At 44.9% G+C, this 18,878-nt stretch carries 18 protein-coding genes, 1 pseudogene and 1 riboswitch; of the genes and pseudogenes, 16 read left to right on the top strand and 3 right to left on the bottom strand.

Annotated elements, in window-relative coordinates; translation table 11 throughout:
• Nucleotides 1–68: 68 nt before the first annotated feature.
• From KQI39_RS09535 to KQI39_RS09510, 6 genes are read left to right on the top strand one after another with little or no spacing between them, the layout of a single operon-like run.
• Nucleotides 69–941, top strand: coding sequence for a transporter substrate-binding domain-containing protein (locus KQI39_RS09535; RefSeq protein WP_253293137.1), 873 nt, complete (start codon nt 69–71; stop codon nt 939–941).
• An 18-nt stretch (nt 942–959) separates the two neighbouring features.
• Complete coding sequence (locus tag KQI39_RS09530) at nt 960–1,724, top strand: amino acid ABC transporter permease (RefSeq protein WP_253293136.1); 765 nt, start codon at nt 960–962, stop codon at nt 1,722–1,724.
• A gap of 10 nt (nt 1,725–1,734) precedes the next feature.
• Nucleotides 1,735–2,478: an amino acid ABC transporter ATP-binding protein gene (locus tag KQI39_RS09525; RefSeq protein WP_276530704.1), complete on the top strand. Its 744-nt coding sequence runs from the start codon at nt 1,735–1,737 to the stop codon at nt 2,476–2,478.
• 13 nt (nt 2,479–2,491) lie between these two features.
• Complete coding sequence (locus KQI39_RS09520; RefSeq protein ID WP_173761871.1) at nt 2,492–3,172, top strand: cytidylate kinase-like family protein; 681 nt, start codon at nt 2,492–2,494, stop codon at nt 3,170–3,172.
• On the top strand, nt 3,169–4,386 hold the full coding sequence (locus KQI39_RS09515; protein ID WP_216418042.1) for an aspartate aminotransferase family protein: 1,218 nt from the start codon (nt 3,169–3,171) through the stop codon (nt 4,384–4,386). The genes KQI39_RS09520 and KQI39_RS09515 overlap by 4 nt, the downstream gene beginning before the upstream one ends.
• Nucleotides 4,387–4,400: 14 nt before the next feature.
• A complete protein-coding gene (locus KQI39_RS09510; RefSeq protein ID WP_216418040.1) occupies nt 4,401–5,549 on the top strand; it encodes an iron-containing alcohol dehydrogenase in 1,149 nt (382 codons plus the stop codon).
• A 50-nt stretch (nt 5,550–5,599) separates the two neighbouring features.
• On the opposite strand, the gene KQI39_RS09505 is transcribed toward KQI39_RS09510, so the two are convergent.
• Nucleotides 5,600–6,442 carry a MerR family transcriptional regulator gene (locus KQI39_RS09505; protein ID WP_216418038.1) on the bottom strand — a complete coding sequence of 281 codons (843 nt, stop codon included), beginning with the start codon at nt 6,440–6,442 and terminating at the stop codon, nt 5,600–5,602.
• 157 nt (nt 6,443–6,599) lie between these two features.
• On the opposite strand from KQI39_RS09505, the gene KQI39_RS09500 reads away from it, so the two are divergent.
• The 5 genes from KQI39_RS09500 to KQI39_RS09480 all read left to right on the top strand — a co-directional run bounded on the left by KQI39_RS09500 (nt 6,600) and on the right by KQI39_RS09480 (nt 11,254).
• Nucleotides 6,600–7,778, top strand: a complete 1,179-nt coding sequence (locus KQI39_RS09500) for a pyridoxal phosphate-dependent aminotransferase (protein WP_216418036.1) — start codon at nt 6,600–6,602, stop codon at nt 7,776–7,778.
• The gene (locus tag KQI39_RS09495; protein WP_216418033.1) at nt 7,775–8,308 is read left to right on the top strand and encodes an iron-containing alcohol dehydrogenase; all 534 of its coding nucleotides are present in this window, start codon (nt 7,775–7,777) and stop codon (nt 8,306–8,308) included. Before KQI39_RS09500 ends, KQI39_RS09495 begins: the two co-directional genes overlap by 4 nt.
• Before the next feature lie 8 nt (nt 8,309–8,316).
• Nucleotides 8,317–8,712 carry a hypothetical protein gene (locus KQI39_RS09490; protein ID WP_216418031.1) on the top strand — a complete coding sequence of 132 codons (396 nt, stop codon included), beginning with the start codon at nt 8,317–8,319 and terminating at the stop codon, nt 8,710–8,712.
• 104 nt (nt 8,713–8,816) lie between these two features.
• Nucleotides 8,817–10,406, top strand: coding sequence for an AAA family ATPase (locus KQI39_RS09485; protein WP_216418029.1), 1,590 nt, complete (start codon nt 8,817–8,819; stop codon nt 10,404–10,406).
• A 329-nt stretch (nt 10,407–10,735) separates the two neighbouring features.
• Complete coding sequence (locus tag KQI39_RS09480; protein ID WP_173763003.1) at nt 10,736–11,254, top strand: kinase; 519 nt, start codon at nt 10,736–10,738, stop codon at nt 11,252–11,254.
• A 22-nt stretch (nt 11,255–11,276) separates the two neighbouring features.
• Here the strand turns inward: KQI39_RS09480 and KQI39_RS09475 are convergent, their stop codons facing one another.
• On the bottom strand, nt 11,277–12,443 hold the full coding sequence (locus tag KQI39_RS09475) for a sensor histidine kinase (protein WP_216418027.1): 1,167 nt from the start codon (nt 12,441–12,443) through the stop codon (nt 11,277–11,279).
• A complete protein-coding gene (locus tag KQI39_RS09470) occupies nt 12,440–13,117 on the bottom strand; it encodes a response regulator transcription factor (protein WP_114002175.1) in 678 nt (225 codons plus the stop codon). Before KQI39_RS09470 ends, KQI39_RS09475 begins: the two co-directional genes overlap by 4 nt.
• Before the next feature lie 205 nt (nt 13,118–13,322).
• Between KQI39_RS09470 and KQI39_RS09465 the strand changes: the two genes are divergently transcribed.
• From KQI39_RS09465 to KQI39_RS09445, 5 genes and pseudogenes are all read left to right on the top strand, one after another.
• The gene (locus KQI39_RS09465) at nt 13,323–14,471 is read left to right on the top strand and encodes a TlpA family protein disulfide reductase (protein ID WP_216418025.1); all 1,149 of its coding nucleotides are present in this window, start codon (nt 13,323–13,325) and stop codon (nt 14,469–14,471) included.
• 27 nt (nt 14,472–14,498) lie between these two features.
• The gene (locus tag KQI39_RS09460; protein WP_173722408.1) at nt 14,499–14,651 is read left to right on the top strand and encodes a CD1871A family CXXC motif-containing protein; all 153 of its coding nucleotides are present in this window, start codon (nt 14,499–14,501) and stop codon (nt 14,649–14,651) included.
• A gap of 7 nt (nt 14,652–14,658) precedes the next feature.
• The gene (locus KQI39_RS09455; RefSeq protein WP_216418023.1) at nt 14,659–15,513 is read left to right on the top strand and encodes a 4Fe-4S binding protein; all 855 of its coding nucleotides are present in this window, start codon (nt 14,659–14,661) and stop codon (nt 15,511–15,513) included.
• A gap of 178 nt (nt 15,514–15,691) precedes the next feature.
• Nucleotides 15,692–15,773: riboswitch (ZMP/ZTP riboswitch) on the top strand.
• Nucleotides 15,774–15,847: 74 nt separating this feature from the next.
• Entirely contained in the window at nt 15,848–17,533 is a 1,686-nt protein-coding gene (locus KQI39_RS09450; RefSeq protein ID WP_216418021.1) for a formate--tetrahydrofolate ligase, read from the top strand.
• A gap of 159 nt (nt 17,534–17,692) precedes the next feature.
• A pseudogene (locus KQI39_RS09445) lies at nt 17,693–18,766 on the top strand (Y-family DNA polymerase); the annotation flags it as partial.
• Nucleotides 18,767–18,878: the final 112 nt, after the last annotated feature.

Below are 18,878 nucleotides of genomic sequence, written 5' to 3'. Positions count from 1 at the left end.
GCGAAAACGTTCAGGTCGACCAGGTAAATATGTTTTGTGCCAGCTATGTAGAAGAGGAGGAAACGAATATGAAAAAAAATCTTTTAGGCAAAATGATGATCACAGGTATTATTTCCGCAGCAATGTTAGCATCTACAGCGGCTTCCACATGGGCAGCAGATAAATCTGATGAGGATGTGTTACGAGTAGGTATGGAATGTGCATATGCACCGTTTAACTGGACCCAGGATACCGACACAACCCCGGACGGAAGCAAGGCAGAACCTATTTACGGCAGTGATTATTACGCATATGGCTACGATGTGGCAGTAGCCCAGAAGCTTGCAGATCAGCTTGGAATGAAGCTGGAGATCCACAAGGTGGAGTGGTCTTCCATCGGAATCTCCATGGATGCCGGAGATTATGACTGTATCATCGCAGGTATGGGAAAAACGGCAGAACGTGAACAGGCATATGCCTTTACCGAACCATATTATTACAGAGATAACTGCATTGTGGTAAAAGCAGGTGGGGATTACGACGGTGTAAAAGGACTTTCTGATCTTGCAGGAACCGGATGCAAAGTTACCACACAGCTTGGAACCGGATGGGTACCGCTTCTGGATCAGATCGACGGTGCAGAGCAGTCCGGAAACTATGAGACAACATCCGAGTGCTTTATGGCAATCTCCAACGGAGTTGCAGATGTCTGCGTTGTAGATGTTCCTACAGCAGAATCAGCAGCATTGACAAACAAGGATCTGAAGATCATCAACCTGGATGAGAAGGATACCTTTAAAGATGATGATGAAATGGTCAATGTCTGCATTGCAACAAGAAAAGATGACACAGAGCTGAGAGATAAGCTGCAGGGTGCCATGGATGACATCGGCTGGAACGATAAAGAGAAAATGGATGAGCTGATGGATACTGTTCTGACACAGCAGCCGGCAGCGAACTAGTCCAAGTGAGGTGGAGATATGTTAGGCTTTTCAATTACAGATCCGTCCAATTCCCTGGAATGGATGATCTTTCTGGCAAAAAAATATTCCAGCATGTTTCTGGAAGGAACCTGGCTGACTCTCTATATAGCAGTGGCAGGAACCATTCTTGGTTTCCTGCTGGGCTATATCATCGGAATTATCCAGGATATCCGGATCAATGAAGGCGACAGTGTTCTGAAAAAAGCAATTTTAAAGATTTTAAAAGCCATCTGCAGGATCTATGTGGAAATTTTCAGGGACACTCCGATGATCGTTCAGGCGATGGTTCTGTATTATGGTATCCGACAGGCAAATGTCAATATCACACCATTGTTTGCAGGTGTTATGGTAACGGTATTGAACACCGGAGCTTACATGGCAGAGACTGTCAGAGCCGGCATCGGTTCCATTGATATGGGGCAGAGGGAAGGCGCCTGGGCCATGGGAATGTCACCTATGAAGACCATGATCTACGTGGTACTTCCACAGGCTTTCAAAAATATCATCCCGGAGATGGCAAATACATTTCTTACAAATCTGAAAATGACTTCCGTTCTGAATGTTATCGCAGTTCAGGAGCTGTTTATGGCAGCAAAGACTGTAGGCGGAAATTATTATAAATATTTTGAGTCCTATCTTGTTATTGCAGTGATCTATTTTGTACTCTGCTTTGTATTCAACCGTCTGTTTACATTCCTTGAAAAGAAGATGAAGAAAACAGAGAACTACGCACTGGCAGTGGAATATATGGAAAATCCGTAAGGAGGGAAAAATAATGGGTGATGCAATCATATCCGTTGAGGAATTAAGTAAAGCATTCGGGCAGCATGAGGTACTGCGAAAAATCGATTTCAACGTGGAGCCGGGCGAGATCATCTGTATCGTTGGTTCCTCCGGTTCCGGAAAATCCACTCTGCTTCGCTGTATCAACAAGCTGGAAACCCAGACCAGCGGAAAGATCCGCTATCATGGAAAAGAGATCGGAGCAGTACAGAAGGAGATCAATGATTACCGGTCAAAGGTCGGCATGGTATTCCAGTCCTTTAATCTCTTTAACAATATGACAGTTCTCCAGAACTGTATGCTCTGTACAAGAAAAGTCCTTCATCTGTCAAAGGAAGAAGCCTTTGACCGGGCGATCACACATCTGAAGCAGGTAGGAATGGCACCGTTTATCAATGCAAATCCCACACAGCTTTCCGGTGGACAGAAGCAGAGGGTTGCCATTGCAAGATCGCTCTGCATGAATCCGGAGGTACTGCTTTTTGATGAACCTACATCAGCACTGGACCCGGAGATGGTAGGAGAGGTTTTAAATGTTATGAAGGAGCTGGCGACCACAGGCCTTACCATGATCATTGTGACTCATGAGATGGCGTTTGCCAGAGATGTTTCCACCAGGACGATTTTTATGGATCAGGGTTACATTGTGGAGGATGCACCTCCTGCAGAGCTGTTTAAAAATCCTAAAAATGCCCGTACCAGAGAATTTTTGAGCCGTTATCTGGCAGGATAGGAAGGAGTATAAAATGGAAAATTTTATTGTAACCTTTGCCAGAGGTTTTGGAACCGGCGGAAAGGAAATCGCTTCCATGCTGGCAAAAGACCTTGGGATCCACTGTTATGAAAACCGTATCCTGACACTGGCAAGCCAGATGAGCGGACTGGATGAAAAGCTCTTCCTGGATATCAATGAGCGTATCCGGAATAACGGAGGCTTTACAGGATTCCTTAAAGGGCTGCCCAGATCCAGACAGTACATTGCAAGAAATGAAAAATTTGTTTCCGACGACCGGTTGTTTGAGTATCAGTCACAGATTATCCGGAACCTGGCAGATCAGGAATCCTGTGTGATCGTTGGAAAATGTGCGGACTATGTTCTGAAGGGCAGAAAAAATGTGGTCAGCATCTATATCGAAGCTCCACGTGCCTTCTGTCTGGCCCGTACCATGCAGCGGATGAAAGTATCTGCGGATGTGGCAGCAGCCACCATCGAGAATACAGATAAGTACAGAGCGGACTATTATAAATATTATACAAAAGGAAATTACTGGACCAATCCCGTCAATTACGATATGACGCTGAACAGCGAAAAAGTCGGAATTGCAGGATGCGTAAAGATGATCGAAGAATATCTGGTAATGAAAGACCTGATCACACGGGATCAGATCTTATCAGAAAAAATGGTAAAAGGGGAGGAAACGAAATGAAGCTGGAAGAAACAGGACTGACATTTGAGGATATCAAGGAAAAAGTAAACAAATACATGATCGAGACTTATGAGAGAATGGATTTTCTGGCAGAAAGTGCAAAAGATCAGTATATCTACAATGAAAAAGGAGAAAAATATCTGGATTTTTATGCAGGTATCGCAGTAAACTCCGCAGGAAGCTGCAATGAGAAGGTAGTAAAAGCGGTTGTAGACCAGGCGCAGACACTGATGCATACCTTCAACTATCCGTACACCATTCCCCAGGCTATTCTTGCTGAAAAGGTCTGCACAACCATCGGAATGGATAAGATCTTTTTCCAGAATTCCGGTACAGAGGCAAACGAGGCCATGATCAAAATGGCAAGAAAATACGGAATCGAAAAATATGGTCCGAACCGTTATCATATCGTAACTGCAAAAATGGGATTCCATGGAAGAACCTTTGGCGCCATGTCCGCCACCGGACAGCCGGGAAACGGATGCCAGGTTGGCTTTGGTCCCATGACCTACGGATTTTCCTACGCACCGTACAATGATCTTGAGGCTTTTAAAGACGCCTGCACGGAAAATACCATTGCCATTATGATAGAGCCTGTACAGGGCGAGGGCGGTGTCCATCCGGCAACCATGGAATTTATGAAGGGACTCCGGGAATTTTGTGATGAGAATGATATGCTTCTTCTTATTGATGAGGTCCAGACGGGCTGGTGCAGAACCGGTAAGGTGATGAGCTATATGCATTACGGGATCAAACCGGATATCGTGTCCATGGCCAAAGCCCTCGGTGGTGGCATGCCGATCGGTGCGATCTGTGCCACAGAGGAAGTGGCAAAAGCGTTCACGCCTGGTTCTCATGGAACAACTTTTGGCGGGCATCCGGTTTCCTGTGCTGCAGCTCTTGCAGAGGTTGGAGAACTTCTTGACAGAGATCTGGCCGGCAATGCGGCAAAAATGGGCGCCTATTTTATGGAAAAACTTGCAAAGATCCCTCATGTAAAAGAGGTTCGTGGTCAGGGCCTTCTGGTAGGTGTGGAATTTGATGATACCATTTCCGGTGTGGATGTAAAACACGGATGCCTGGACAGACACCTTCTGATCACAGCAATTGGGGCACACACCATCCGTATGGTACCGCCGCTTATCATTACGGAGGAAGACTGCGATCAGGCGGCAGCGATCATCGAAGAAACGGTAAAAGCACTTTCGAAATAAGCGGAGGAGACAGCATGAAAAGATTTACATTTTCCGTACCGCAGAATATTCTTTTTGGTGAAGGTGTATTAAAAGAGCTTCCCGGGGCAGCCGGGAAGCTTGGTGGAAAACATGGATTTATCATTTCAGGTCCCACACTGAACAGACTTGGTGTAGTCGGGCAGTGTGAAAAAATCCTGACACAGGCAGGCATCGCAGTCAGTACTTTCTGCGACACGGAAGGAAATCCATCTGTAGAGACTGTGGAACGGGCAGCGGAAGCATTTAAGGTAAGCGGGGCAGATTTTATTGTTGCACTTGGAGGCGGTTCTCCCATGGATGTGGCAAAAGCCGTAGGTGTTGTGGCAAAATATGGCGGAAGTATCACAGAATATGAAGGCGCAGACAAGGTTCCGGGTGAGATCATTCCACTGATCGCCATTCCCACAACAGCAGGAACCGGTTCGGAAGTTACAGCTTTTTCCGTGATCACAGATCATAAGAGAAATTACAAACTTACGGTATTTTCTTATAAACTGATCCCTGCTTATGCGCTTCTGGATCCGTTGCTCCTTACATCTGCACCGTCTTCGGTAGCGGCAGCCTGTGGGATTGATGCTTTGATCCACGCGGAGGAATCTTATGTTTCCCTGGATGCATCCCCGTTTTCCGAGGCCATGAGTGAAAAAGCCATGGAACTGATCGGTCGGAGCATCCGCAGTTACGTGGCAGACCGCAGCAATCTTGAGGCAGCTTTCGATATGCTGGCAGGTTCCCTGTTTGCAGGAATTGCTTTTTCCTGGGCAAGGCTTGGAAATATCCATGCAATGAGCCATCCGGTCAGCGCTTTTTACAATGTGCCCCATGGGGTTGCAAATGGAATCCTTTTTCCATATATCGTGAAATATAACGAAGAGGCAGCATTTCAAAAATATCAAAAGATCTATCATTACATTTCCCCGGAAAAGAAAAATGCATCTGAGTTTTCGAAGGGAATGCTGGAGCAGGCAGTACGTGAGCTGAACACACAGGTTGGGATTCCGGCAAAATTATCTGACGCAGGGGTTACGGATGAGCATTTTTCCCAGATGACAGACGATGCCATGAAAAGCGGAAACATTGCGGTGAATCCGTGGAAAACCGGGTGGGAGGATATTCTGGCGCTGTATAAAGAGGCGTTGTAAGTGTAAATATTTGAGGTGTCTAAGTATCTGACCTGTCACATGGCAGATACTCAGAAAATCTGTACCGAAATCTTGGTAAGATATTCCTCCGAGGAATCAGCGGCCAGCTCATCGATGATCGCTTCTTTATAGGAATACTGCCCGGTACGAAAGTCATTTTCATCGATCCACTGAAACAGCTTCCTGTAAGTTTCCTCCGAATCATAGTAATCCCCCTTCAGATAAGCCACCGCATAAGTGCCGGCAGGCTTGATATGGAAGGGGAAATCTTCCGGGCGGTCAATGACTTTGGTGAAAAAATATGCATAGGTATCCAGATGCCTCTGGCGCAGTTCCGAGACATCCAGCATGGCGCCATAAGGATGGCCGGCATTCAGGTTGTTTTTGCTGCAGTAGCCGATGTGGCTGCAGAGGGTGTGGATGATGGCCTCGTGGTCATTGGTGTTTAATGGATCACTTAGGATCATATATTCTTCCGGTGTATATTCCTGGAAAATATGTTCCGTGCTGCTCCCGGCCTGGTTGCTTTCCAGCTTTTCCTGGAGAGAAACAAGAGCAAGCTTCGTTTCGATAACCTGACGTGTTTTTCGGATTCGTTCTTCTTCTTTTAAAACTTCTTCCCGTTGTTCGAGAAGGAGTTTTTTTAATGCCTGGGGATTGCGGTGGTTTAAGAAGGCCCCGATTTCCCTGAGGGGCATGCCAAGTTTACTTAAACAGTTAATGGTAAAAAATACATCAAACTGGCTTTCGCTGTAATAACGGTAGCCACGGTCATCGGTATAGGCAGGTTTAAACAGCCCGATCTCATCGTAATGGATCAGTGTGCGCTTGTTTGTGCCGCAGAGACGTGCAAAATCTCCGGTTTTTATGCATGGATCATTAAATTTTTGCATAAATATACAATTCCTCCTTGACTATAACGTAACGGTATACTTTATTATATAGCTGTTTTGAGAGGAACGCAACGGACAGAGTGGACGGACTTAAATGGAACCAGTTTGTCCTGAAAAATAAGAGATACCTGCACAAGAATAAAAAGGAGAGAAAACCATGCCAAAATTAAGTGACCGCGTTAATACATTTACAGATTCCGTGATCCGCCGTATGACCAGGATCAGCGATGAGTACGGAGCTATCAATCTGTCTCAGGGATTCCCGGATTTTGATCCGCCGAAAGCAATCCTGGATGCACTTGCAAAAACAGCCTACGAGGGACCGCACCAGTACTCCATAACCTTCGGAGCAGAAAACTTCCGTGAAGCTCTTGCCAGAAAGCAGGGAAAAGCCATCGGAAGAGAGATCAATCCGGAGACTGAGATCGTAGTAACCTGCGGCGGAACCGAGGCTATGATGAGTGCCATGATGACCATCTGCAATCTAGGAGATAAAGTTATGGTATTTTCCCCGTTCTATGAGAACTACGGAGCTGATGCCATCCTTTCCGGAGCAGAGCCGATCTACATTCCGCTGGTACCGCCGACTTATGAATTTGATATCAATCTGGTGGAGGAAGGATTCAAAGCCGGAGCAAAAGCCATCATCGTCTGCAATCCGTCTAACCCATGCGGAAAAGTTTTCACAAGAGAAGAGCTGACAGCCATCGGTGAGCTTGCTGTGAAATACGACGGCTTTGTTGTGACAGATGAGGTATATGAGCATATGGTCTATGCTCCAAATGAACATGTATGCATGGCATCCCTTCCGGGAATGTACGAGCACACCATCACCTGTAACTCCCTCTCCAAAACCTACTCCATCACCGGCTGGCGTCTTGGATATCTTATCGGACCGGAGGAAGTGATCGAGGGAGCAAAAAAAGTTCATGATTTCCTGACCGTAGGAGCAGCAGCACCACTTCAGGAGGCAGCAGTTGTGGGACTGAATTTCCCGGAATCCTACTATGAAGACCTTCTTGCTTTATATACAAAGAAAAGAGAACATTTCCTGAACGGCCTGGATGAGATCGGCCTGAAGCACAATGTTCCACAGGGAACTTATTTCGTCATGATCGACATTCAGGAATTCCTGGATCTTCCTCAGTTTGCCGGTTATACAGACCTGGAATTCTGCGAGTGGATGATCAAAAACATCGGGGTTGCGGCAGTACCGGGATCAAGCTTTTTCCGCGAGGATGTCAACAACCTGATCCGTCTCCATTTTGCACGTGAGGAGAAAACCATCGATGAGGCACTTTCCCGCCTGAAGAAAATGAAGGAGCTGTTAAAATGACATACTCAGTGAATTTCGCAAATTATACCATCGGTGAGGATGCGTATCAGAATGTCAGAGAAGTGTGCCGCCATTATGGGAAAAAAGCTCTGCTGATCAGTGGAGAAATGGCACTGAAAGCAGGAAAAGAGAAGATTGTCCAGGCGCTTTCAGATCTGTCAGGGACAGATTCAGATAGCCAGGCAGCATCAACATCAGCGGTGACCAGGGGAAAAAAGTATGCAGAAGATTCTGAAATTGAGATCGTAGACACGGTTCTTTTCGGCACAGACTGCATGTACGCAAGAATGGAAGAGCTGGCAGAGCACGCAAAAAAATGCGGCGCAGATATGATCTTCGGCATGGGCGGCGGAAAAGCTCTGGATACAGCCAAGGGAACAGCCGAGAAAGCCGGTCTTCCGGTATTTACCTTCCCGACTATCGCGGCCACCTGCGCGGCAACTACCGCGCTTTCCGTTGTGTATAAAGAAGACGGAAACTTTGACAGCTTTTACTTCTACGACAAATTGGTTCCGCATTCGGTATTCTGATGTTTCTGGTGCCAATCCCTCAGGGAGAATCCTTTACTACATTGTTGGATTTCCTGAAAAGCTGGATCAAAGGTCTGTTCGGAGGAAGTTTAAGCTACATTATCGTAGTTATCCTGATCGTATCTGCAATCATGAGTACCTATGATTACTTTGCAAAACCGGAGTGGATCCGTAAGAATCATTATCTGACACGAGCGTTTACCACCACACCGCTGTATCTGGTATCCAAGATCATCGGAGCTGTTTTTGCAGTGATGGTTGTATTTAATATCGGACCGGAAGTGATCATTTCCGCTGATACCGGAGCAACCATCGTAGATCTCTGTGGTACACTGTTCTGTATCGTAGTTGCATTCAGTTTTATTGAGGAGATCAAGGCCTTTGAGGGGGGGAAGAAGAACTGAGAGGGAATCAGCTGGATTTACAGAAAAATGGTTTCATGGTATCATAGTTTCAGAAAGAAACGGATACTGTGAAGCTATTTTTTATTAAGAGGGAGAGAAACAAAATGGGAAGTTATCTGAATCCAGGCGGCGGAATGTTTAGAGCATGTCTGCGATCAAAAATCTATGTGGATAAAAGCGGGTTGATCGCAAAAACAAATGAAGTACTTGGAACAGAGCAGCGTTTTGTTTGCGTGAGCAGACCGCGACGTTTCGGAAAATCCATGGCTGCTAATATGTTGGCTGCATACTATGGCCGAGGTGAAGATAGTACAGAACTGTTTTCTGATCTCAGGATCCATACAGATAAAAGCTTCCGGGAAAATCTGAACCAGTATGATGTGATCCGGATCAACATGCAGGAATTTTTAAGTGCTGCACCGGACATGGACGAGATGCTGAAGCTTCTTCAGAAACGTATTCTCAGGGAGCTGAAGATACAGTATCCGGATTATATTGACAGTGATTATCTGGTCTTTGCCATGCAGGATGTTTTTGCATATACCAGACATCCTTTCGTGATCCTGATCGATGAATGGGATTGTATATTCCGTGAATTTAAACAGAATATGGAAGCACAGAAAAAATATCTGGATTTTCTGCGTGTATGGCTGAAGGATCAGGAATATGTGGCATTAGCCTATATGACCGGAATCCTCCCGGTGAAAAAATATGGTTCACATTCTGCATTAAATATGTTTACGGAATATTCCATGATCAATCCAAGAGAAATGGCTGAGTTTTTCGGATTTACGGAAGATGAGGTAAAAGACCTCTGCAGTCAGTATAAACGGAATTTTCAGGAGGCACAGGCATGGTATGATGGCTATGAGCTGGTAGCCATAGAGGATGGAAGAAAGAAGACGTATTCCATGTACAGCCCGAAATCTGTGGTGGATGCCATGTTAAGTGGAATTTTTGACAATTACTGGAATCAGACAGAAACCTATGAAGCCCTGAAAGTTTATATCCGTATGAATTATGATGGCCTGAAAGATGCAGTGATAAGAATGTTGGCAGGCGATAAGGTTCAGATCAATACAGGAACTTTTTCCAACGATATGACAACGTTTCAGGGAAAGGATGATGTATTGACACTTCTGGTGCATCTGGGGTACTTAAGTTATCACTGGCCGGATAAGACGGTGACGATTCCAAATAAAGAGGTATCCCAGGAATATATAAATGCCATCAGCACAATGGACTGGAAAGAAGTGATACAGTCCGTTGAGACATCCAGAAAACTTCTGGAAGCATTGTGGAATCTGGATGGAGAAGCGGTGGCGAGGGGAATCAATCAGGCTCACAGAGAAATTTCGGTTCTTCAGTATAATGACGAGAATTCTTTAAGCTGTACCATCAATCTGGCGTTTTATTTTGCCAGAGAGTATTATACAATTATCCGGGAACTGCCAACAGGAAAAGGATTTGCAGACATCTGCTTTATCCCAAGAAAGTTATACGCAGACAAACCGGCAGCAGTCATTGAACTGAAATGGGACAAAGATGCTTATGGAGCCATATCACAAATTAAAGAAAAGCAATATGTAGATGCCCTGAAAGACTATCATGGAAATCTCCTGCTTGCAGGAATCAATTACGATAGAAAAACAAAGCAGCATACCTGTATAATTGAGCGGTATCATAAAGAATAAAATATACACAAATGGGAAAAAGCCTCCCCTGGATACGGAAATCTATCCGCGTTCAGGGGATTTTTTATGATGCAAAAATTATATTATAAACATAAAGATTTATACAACGAACATGTACGGATAAAATATACGATGCTATTGTATAGACAGTAACCAGTCTTGCAGAAACAGAGCAAAATACAGAGAAAGAAGAATGCCTATGGAGAGCATAGAGGTTAAATAAAATGATCATAGCACTGGGAATATTGTCAGTTGGAATAAAAAGCTGTAAAATAGACTGGACGGTCATAAAAATTCTGTATTTTGTATTGAAAGGGAAAAAGCAGCACATGGGAAAATTAATCATTCTCAGAGGAAACTCAGGAAGTGGAAAAACAACCGTAGCGAAGGCATTACAGAAAAAGCTAGGACGTAATACAATGCTGATATCACAGGATGAGGTCAGAAGAAATATGCTGTGGGTTGATGATGGCATAGATACAAAGGCTTTGCCGCTTATGGCAGAACTTTTACGATACGGAAGGGAACACAGCGAATTTTCTATCCTGGAAGGGATCATGTATGATGAATGGTATCGTTCGTTGTTTGAACTGGCAAATGAATTATATGGTTCAAATGTATACGCATATTATTTTGATCTGTCGTTTGAAGAAACCGTGAGACGACATAATACAAGAAACAGAGAATTTGGTGAAAAAGATATGCGCAGATGGTGGAGAGAAAAAGATTTTTCTTCAGTTCTCAGGGAACAGGCTATTACCTGCGAAATGGATACAGACAGTATTGTTGAAAAAATATACTCGGATTTGAACGCAGATCGCAAAGCGATTGCGTTCATGAGCATATAAAGTAAATGTAATACAAACATATTCAGACTGGCAGTATGATTGCGATCATGCTGCCTTTTTTGCTGCTTTCCAGTACTTTTACCTGTCCGTTATGCTGTCTGACAATTTCACTGACAAGTGCAAGCCCCAGGCCGGCACCTCCCATAGCGCGGCTTCTTGATTTGTCCACACGGAAGAACGGGGTGAAGATTTTTTCCTGATATTCAGGAGGAATGCCGATTCCGGTATCGGAGACTTCAAGAAAGACGTAATTGACAGACGTGGATGTATCTGTTATTTCTTCGGAAAGATGGATATTTACGGTTACTTTTCCACCGGAGTGATTGTATTTGATCGCATTTTCCACAAGATTGTACACAGCGCGATACAGCAGCAGGTAGCTTCCGGTAATGATGCAGTCTCCCTCCTGCTGGATCAGTTCAACTTCTTTCTGTTCCGCTACAGAAGCCAGGTCACAGAAAACCTCATCCGTCAGTGCTGCCAGAGAGATCCGCTCGGAACGTTCAACAGTCTGTACACCGGTCATATCCAGGAGGATTTCAGCCAGATGGGAAAGTCGCCCGGTCTGTTCCTGGAGCATGGAAAAAATCTCCTGATAATCTTGTAAAGCAGGTGCTTCCCTGCGGGCAAAAACCTCCAGATTTGTCTGGATAACGGCAAGAGGAGTCCTCAGCTCATGTGCGGCATTGGCAGAAAACTGCTTCTGGGCAGTAAAGGCCTCATCCAGGCGTGCGAGCATTTTGTTAAATGAAATTGTCAGGCGGGAAATCTCGTCATTGGTAGCAGGAACTTCAAGAGCCTCTGAAAGGTTCTGGACCTCTATTTTGTTCACCTCCTGGCTGAGTCTGCGCAGGGGAAGTAATGCCTGACGGCTGATAAAATAAGTGCAGATACTGCTGAGAAGGATGATGATCCCTGTTACCATAAGTCCTTTGGTGAGAAAAAGTTTTTTGGTTAGCTGCAGCTGATCGGAAAGCTCCGGAAATAAGACGGAGGGATTCATATTAAAGGTGATGGGAGCAGAATCTGTGTTATCGATCCGTATCATGTAATCTCCCAGATCCTCCATTCCGGCAACTGCAGACTGGCTGATAAAAAAATACATCAGAATGCAGGTGACTGTCATAAGCAGCGCGGTGATCAGTGTCAGACGCCATTGAAGAGATAGCTTTCCGGTTATTTTTTTCATTGTACATCCTCCGTTAAAATGTAACCCTGGCCGATCTTATTCTGTATCGGATCAAAGCCGAGAGCAGTGCGCAGCTTTTTTCGAAGAGAAGAAATGTGGACACGAATGGAATTGCTGAGACTGTTGACGCTTCCGTCCCAGATATGCTCGATCATTTCTTCCGGGCTTATGATACGGTTCTGATGAAGAAGGAAATATTCCAGAAGAGAGCTTTCCTTTCGGGTCAGAGAAAGGGGAAGTCCATCGACACTGGCCTTTCTTGTACGGGTATCAAAGCTGATACGTCCGCATTGCAGACATACGTCCTGCTGGATAAATTTCCTTCGTGTCAGACTTCGGATCCGTGCCTCCAGCTCTTCAAAATGAAAAGGCTTTGTGAGATAGTCATTGGCACCGAGATCAAGCCCTTCAACCTTGTCCTGGATCTGTCCTCTGGCAGAGAGGATCAAAACGGGAGTGGAAGTATCGGATTCCCGAAACTGGCGCAGGATTTCCAGCCCATCAACGCCTGGAAGGTTCAGATCAAGAAGGATGAGATCATAATTTTCCACCAGACATAATTCCAGTCCTTCATCCCCGTCAAAACATGTGTCCGCTTCATAGCCATCCATGCGAAGCCCCTCCGCAATAGACTGGCAGAGCTGCTTTTCATCTTCGATTATCAATATATGCATAGTAAATTCTCCTAAAAAACAGTTGATTTTGCTTTGTTATCTATCATATCATGTATAGCATAAAATTCCTGTAAATTTTTTTATTTCTTAACAGAGATTTTATACAGGGGATGATATAGTAAGGCTACAGAGAACAAAATTAACATATAAAATATACGCCGGTTCCGGGTATGGGCCGGTGATATCAGAAGGGAGAATATAAACAATGAAATTAAGAACACAGAAAATAACAGCACTTATGGCAGCAGCGGTATTAGGAATATCTGCATTTGGAAGCGTGCCGGTAACAGCGGCAGAAAGCACGGAAACAGCAGATATCGGAGAGGCAATGGCTGTGGATGGAGAGGCAGTTTCATCAGATCTGGTAGCAGGTACATTTAAGCCTTCCGACGTAACCTGCAAGGCACAGGATTCTTATGAATATCCGTTTCTGGGACTGAAGCTTTCGCTTTCGAAGGAGCTGTTAAAGCAGATCAAGGACCAGAGCATTGCAATGCTTACCACAGAAGATTTTGAGAATCAGACCAATGCAGTGACATATGCCTATGTAAGCTGGAGCAAAATGACAGAGGAACAGAAAAACGCCGAAATACAGAAGATGGGAACCGGGTATGACGACTGGGTGGCAGGTCTGGACAGAATTGGTACAATTGGCGTTTATGACGAAGCTTCACAGAAAAAGCTGGATGAGATCACTGGCTGTACAGAGCATAAAGAGCTTGGAAGCAGCAGTGACGGGAAATACAAATATTATCTGAGCACCAACAAAGATGCGGATGAAAAGCTGACAAAGGAGCTGGAAAAGATCAAAACCGACATTACGGAAATGACACCGTATCAGAATATTTCCGTGTTTGACCAGCCACAGGATACCAGCGTCAACCCGGAGGATGTAAAATCTGTAGGAAAATTTGAAACAACAGGAATAGATGGAAAAACATATACAGAAAAAGTATTCAGTGACTATGACCTGACGCTGGTAAATGTTTTTACAACCTGGTGCTCACCATGCGTAAAAGAGATTCCGGAACTTCAGGAGCTCTATAAAGAAATGAAGGATAAAGGCGTCGGAGTAGCAGGCGTAGTGCTTGATACCACAGATGAAAAGGGAAATCAGGACGAGGAGGCAGTAAAAAAAGCAGGCATTCTTCAGGAAAAAACAAAAGCAGAGTATCCGTTCCTGATACCGGATACTACTATGATGAACGGCCGTCTGCAGGGGATTTCCGCATTTCCTGAAACATTTTTTGTTGACAAAGATGGAAACATTGTAGGCGATACCTATACAGGAAGCCATACACTGGACGAATGGAAGGAAATCGTGGAAAAAGAGCTTAAAAACGTTTCAAAGTAAGAGATGATCATTACGGAGAGTGAAAAAATGATTCGGAAAATAACAGAATCCAGATGGATCGGACCTGCTCTGGCGGTTTTGGGAATTTTACTGATGATACTGGGAATCTACAGAGGTGAGGTATCTGTAGTTTTTACAAAAGCGATCAACATCTGTATGGAGTGTATTGGCATTGGATAATAAGAAGATGAAAATAAATGAATGGCCGCGGCATGGGATCCAGGCATTGTGGGCGGCCCTTACAAACAGTCACATATCAGGCTTTGTGACTGGAAAGATCTATACCGGAAAACTGAAAAATGTCTGTGTTCCGGGGCTGAACTGTTATTCCTGTCCCGGAGCAAGAGGGGCCTGTCCCATTGGTTCCCTTCAGGCTGTGATCGGAAGCTGGAACTTCAAGATGGCATATTATGTAGCTGGATTTCTGATCTTTGTGGGAGCGCTGCTTGGAAGACTGGTGTGCGGATTTCTCTGCCCCTTTGGACTGATCCAGGATCTGTTGAACAAGATTCCTTTTCCAAAGAAGATCCGGACATTTCGGGGAGACAAGCTTTTGAGAAAACTGAAATATGTGATCTTTCTTGTATTTGTGATCATACTTCCAATGTTTGTAGTAGATATCATGGGCCAGGGAGCACCATATTTCTGCAAGCTGATCTGCCCGGCAGGAACGCTGGAGGGAGGTATCCCGCTGGTGCTGCTGAACAAATCCATGCGAAGTGCAGTAGGCTGGCTGTACATGTGGAAAAATACGATCCTTGTGATCACCATTATCTTATCAATTATGATATACCGGCCATTCTGTAAGTATATCTGCCCGCTGGGAGCTTTTTATTCGGTATTTAATAAAGTTTCCGTTTTTCGTTACAGAGTAGATAAAGAAAAATGTGTTCACTGCGGAAAATGCAGAAATATCTGCCAGATGGAGGTCGATCCGACAGAAGATCCAAACAGTACGGAGTGCATCCGATGTGGAAGATGTAAAAAGATATGTCCGACACAGGCGATCCGGTGTGGTTTTGCAGGCAAAGATCAGACATGAATTACGTTAATTGACGAAAAACAGCGTTTTCCTTATAACATTCAGTATCTGATGAATAGTGTGAAAAACTGGAATGATTCAGAAAATTAGATTTAACTCACTTTAAAAGTGGAAAAATAATTTGATAATTTCTTGACAAATACTAATAAATATGTTAGTATTCAATCATCAAATTAATAAAGTCTTCGGTGACTGACGGAGTTGTGGGATAACCACGAGGGAGCCGGAGATTCGATGAGTCGACCGTCTGGGCAGTATTTGAAAAACTTCAGATACTGCTCTTTTTTATGGGATAAAAAGATCCGGACGGTTGCTGCGGAGAAAGGAGAACATTATGGGATTCAAAAGTGACATCGAGATCGCACAGGAGTGCACAATGGAGCCAATTACCAAGATTGCGGAGAAAGCAGGTATTGATGACAAGTATCTGGAGCAGTACGGTAAATATAAAGCAAAGATCGACTATAATCTTCTGAAAGAAACAGACAAAAAAGACGGAAAGCTGATCCTTGTAACAGCCATCAACCCGACACCGGCAGGTGAGGGAAAAACGACTACAACCGTAGGTCTTGCAGATGGAATGCAGAGACTTGGAAAAAATGTTATGGTAGCTCTTCGTGAGCCATCCCTTGGACCGGTATTCGGTGTCAAAGGTGGTGCAGCAGGCGGCGGCTATGCACAGGTAGTTCCGATGGAAGATATCAACCTTCATTTTACCGGTGATTTCCATGCAATCGGTGCGGCAAACAACCTTCTTGCAGCAATGATCGACAACCATATTTTCCAGGGTAATGAACTGAACATCGACCCGAGAAAGATCACCTGGAGACGATGCGTTGACATGAACGACCGTCAGCTTCGTAATGTAGTAGACGGACTTGGCGGAAGAACAAACGGTATGCCGCGTGAAGATGGATATGACATCACTGTAGCATCTGAGATCATGGCAGTTCTCTGTCTGGCAAGTGATATCAAAGATCTGAAAGAGAGACTTTCCAGAATCATCATCGGATATACTTACGGTAAGGTCGCTGAGCAGAAACCGGTAACAGCAGGAGACCTCCACGCAGAGGGTGCTATGACAGCACTTCTGAAGGACGCCCTGAAACCGAACCTTGTACAGACACTGGAGCATGTTCCGGCAATCGTTCATGGCGGACCATTCGCAAATATCGCTCACGGATGTAACTCCGTAACAGCTACAAAGATGGCTATGAAGCTTGCTGATTATGCCATCACAGAGGCTGGCTTCGGTGCTGACCTTGGAGCAGAGAAATTCCTGGATATCAAGTGCCGTATGGCAGGTCTTACACCAAGTGCAGTTGTTATCGTAGCAACCGTACGTGCCCTGAAATACAACGGTGGTGTTGCAAAAGCAGATCTTAACAATGAGAACCTTGAGGCTCTTGAAAAAGGTATCCCGAACCTTCTGAAACATGTAAGCAATATCAAAAATGTATACAAGCTTCCATGTGTGGTAGCTATCAACGCATTCCCGACTGACACCAAGGCAGAGCTTGATTTTGTAGAAGCAAAATGTAAAGAGCTTGGCGTAAACGTAGCACTTTCCGAGGTATGGGCAAAAGGCGGCGAAGGCGGAATCAAGCTTGCTGAGGAAGTTCTCCGTCTTGTTGAAGAGCCGAATGATTTCACATATGCTTATGAACTGGAAGGCTCCATCGAGGACAAGCTGAACCAGATCGTACAGAAGGTTTACGGTGGAAAGAAAGTGGTTCTTACAGCAAATGCCCAGAAGCAGGCGAAACAGCTGGAGGCACTTGGATTTGGCAACTGCCCGATCTGTGTAGCTAAGACCCAGTACAGCTTAACAGACGACCAGACAAAGCTTGGTGCTCCGACAGATTTCGAGGTAACAGTAAGAAATCTTAAGATCTCCGCAGGTGCAGGCTTCATCGTAGCACTCACCGGCGAGATCATGACCATGCCAGGCCTTCCAAAAGTACCGGCAGCAACCAAGATCGACGTAGATGAGAGCGGCAAGATCACAGGACTGTTCTGATATTATAAAGTATAAAAATTTTTTGAGGGGAATTCAGATAGAGACCTCCTCCGGCAATAAAAACCGGAGGAGGTTTTTTATGTAAAAATAAGAAAAAGACCTATAATCGAACAAATTTTCTGGTATAATAAGAAAAGAAAACACTCCGGAGGTGTATCCATGGATAAAAAAGAAGATCATATCTATATAGCCATCGATCTGAAATCATTCTACGCTTCCGTGGAATGTCAGGAGCGGAACTTAAATCCACTTACCACCAATCTTGTTGTGGCAGACAGGGAACGAACCGAAAAAACCATCTGTCTGGCAGTTTCTCCTTCTTTGAAGGCATATGGGATACCGGGAAGGGCAAGGCTTTTTGAAGTGGTCCAGCGTGTAAAAGAAGTGAATCAGGCACGTGTCACAAAAGCACCGGGAAGACGCTTTACCGGAGAATCCTGGTTTTCCGATGAACTGAAAACACATCCGGAACTGGCGGTTTCCTATGTGACAGCACCGCCGAGAATGGCGTTGTACATGGACTACAGCACCCGGATCTATAACGTTTACCTCCGTTATCTGGCACCGGAGGACATGCATGTCTATTCTATAGATGAGGTGTTTATGGACGTCACCCATTATCTTGGAATGTATCAGATGACAGCCAGAGAACTTGCTGCAAAAATGATCTCCGATGTAATGAAAGAGACCGGGATCACGGCAACTGCCGGAATCGGAACCAATCTTTATCTGTGTAAGATTGCCATGGACATCGGGGCCAAACATGTAACACCAGACGAAAATGGTGTGCGTATCGCAGAACTGACGGAGCAGTCCTACCGGGAACTTTTATGGGATCACAGGCCGCTGACAGATTTCTGGCGGGTAGGCACAGGAATCAGGAAGAAGCTGGAAGAAGTAGGACTTTACACGATGGGAGACATTGCCAGATGCTCTTTGGGCGGTGTGCGTGATTACTATAATGAAGATCTTCTTTATAAAATATTCGGCATCAACGCGGAACTTCTGATTGATCATGCATGGGGATACGAACCGGTGACCATGGATCTGATCAAAGCCTACAAACCGGAAACAAACAGCATCGGTTCCGGTCAGGTACTGCACTGTCCCAGTGATTTTGAACAGGCGAAACTGATCGTACGTGAAATGACAGACATGCTGGTTCTTCAGCTTGTGGAAAAAAGGCTGGTAACCAGTCAGATAGTCCTTACCATAGGCTACGATATTGACAATCGTGCGACACGTTCGTAAGTGAAAAGCTTGCGCACAAAGTCGAAGGGCAATTGTAGCCCGAAACTTTGGAGAACTGATATTCCGATGGGTGAAATGAGGGGGTAACGTCCCG

The organism is Blautia sp. MSJ-36 (genome assembly GCF_018917985.1).
Taxonomy (GTDB): domain Bacteria; phylum Bacillota; class Clostridia; order Lachnospirales; family Lachnospiraceae; genus Blautia_A.
The sequence above is the reverse complement of the archived record's forward strand: the minus strand, read 5'-3'. Positions and strand labels throughout refer to the sequence as shown.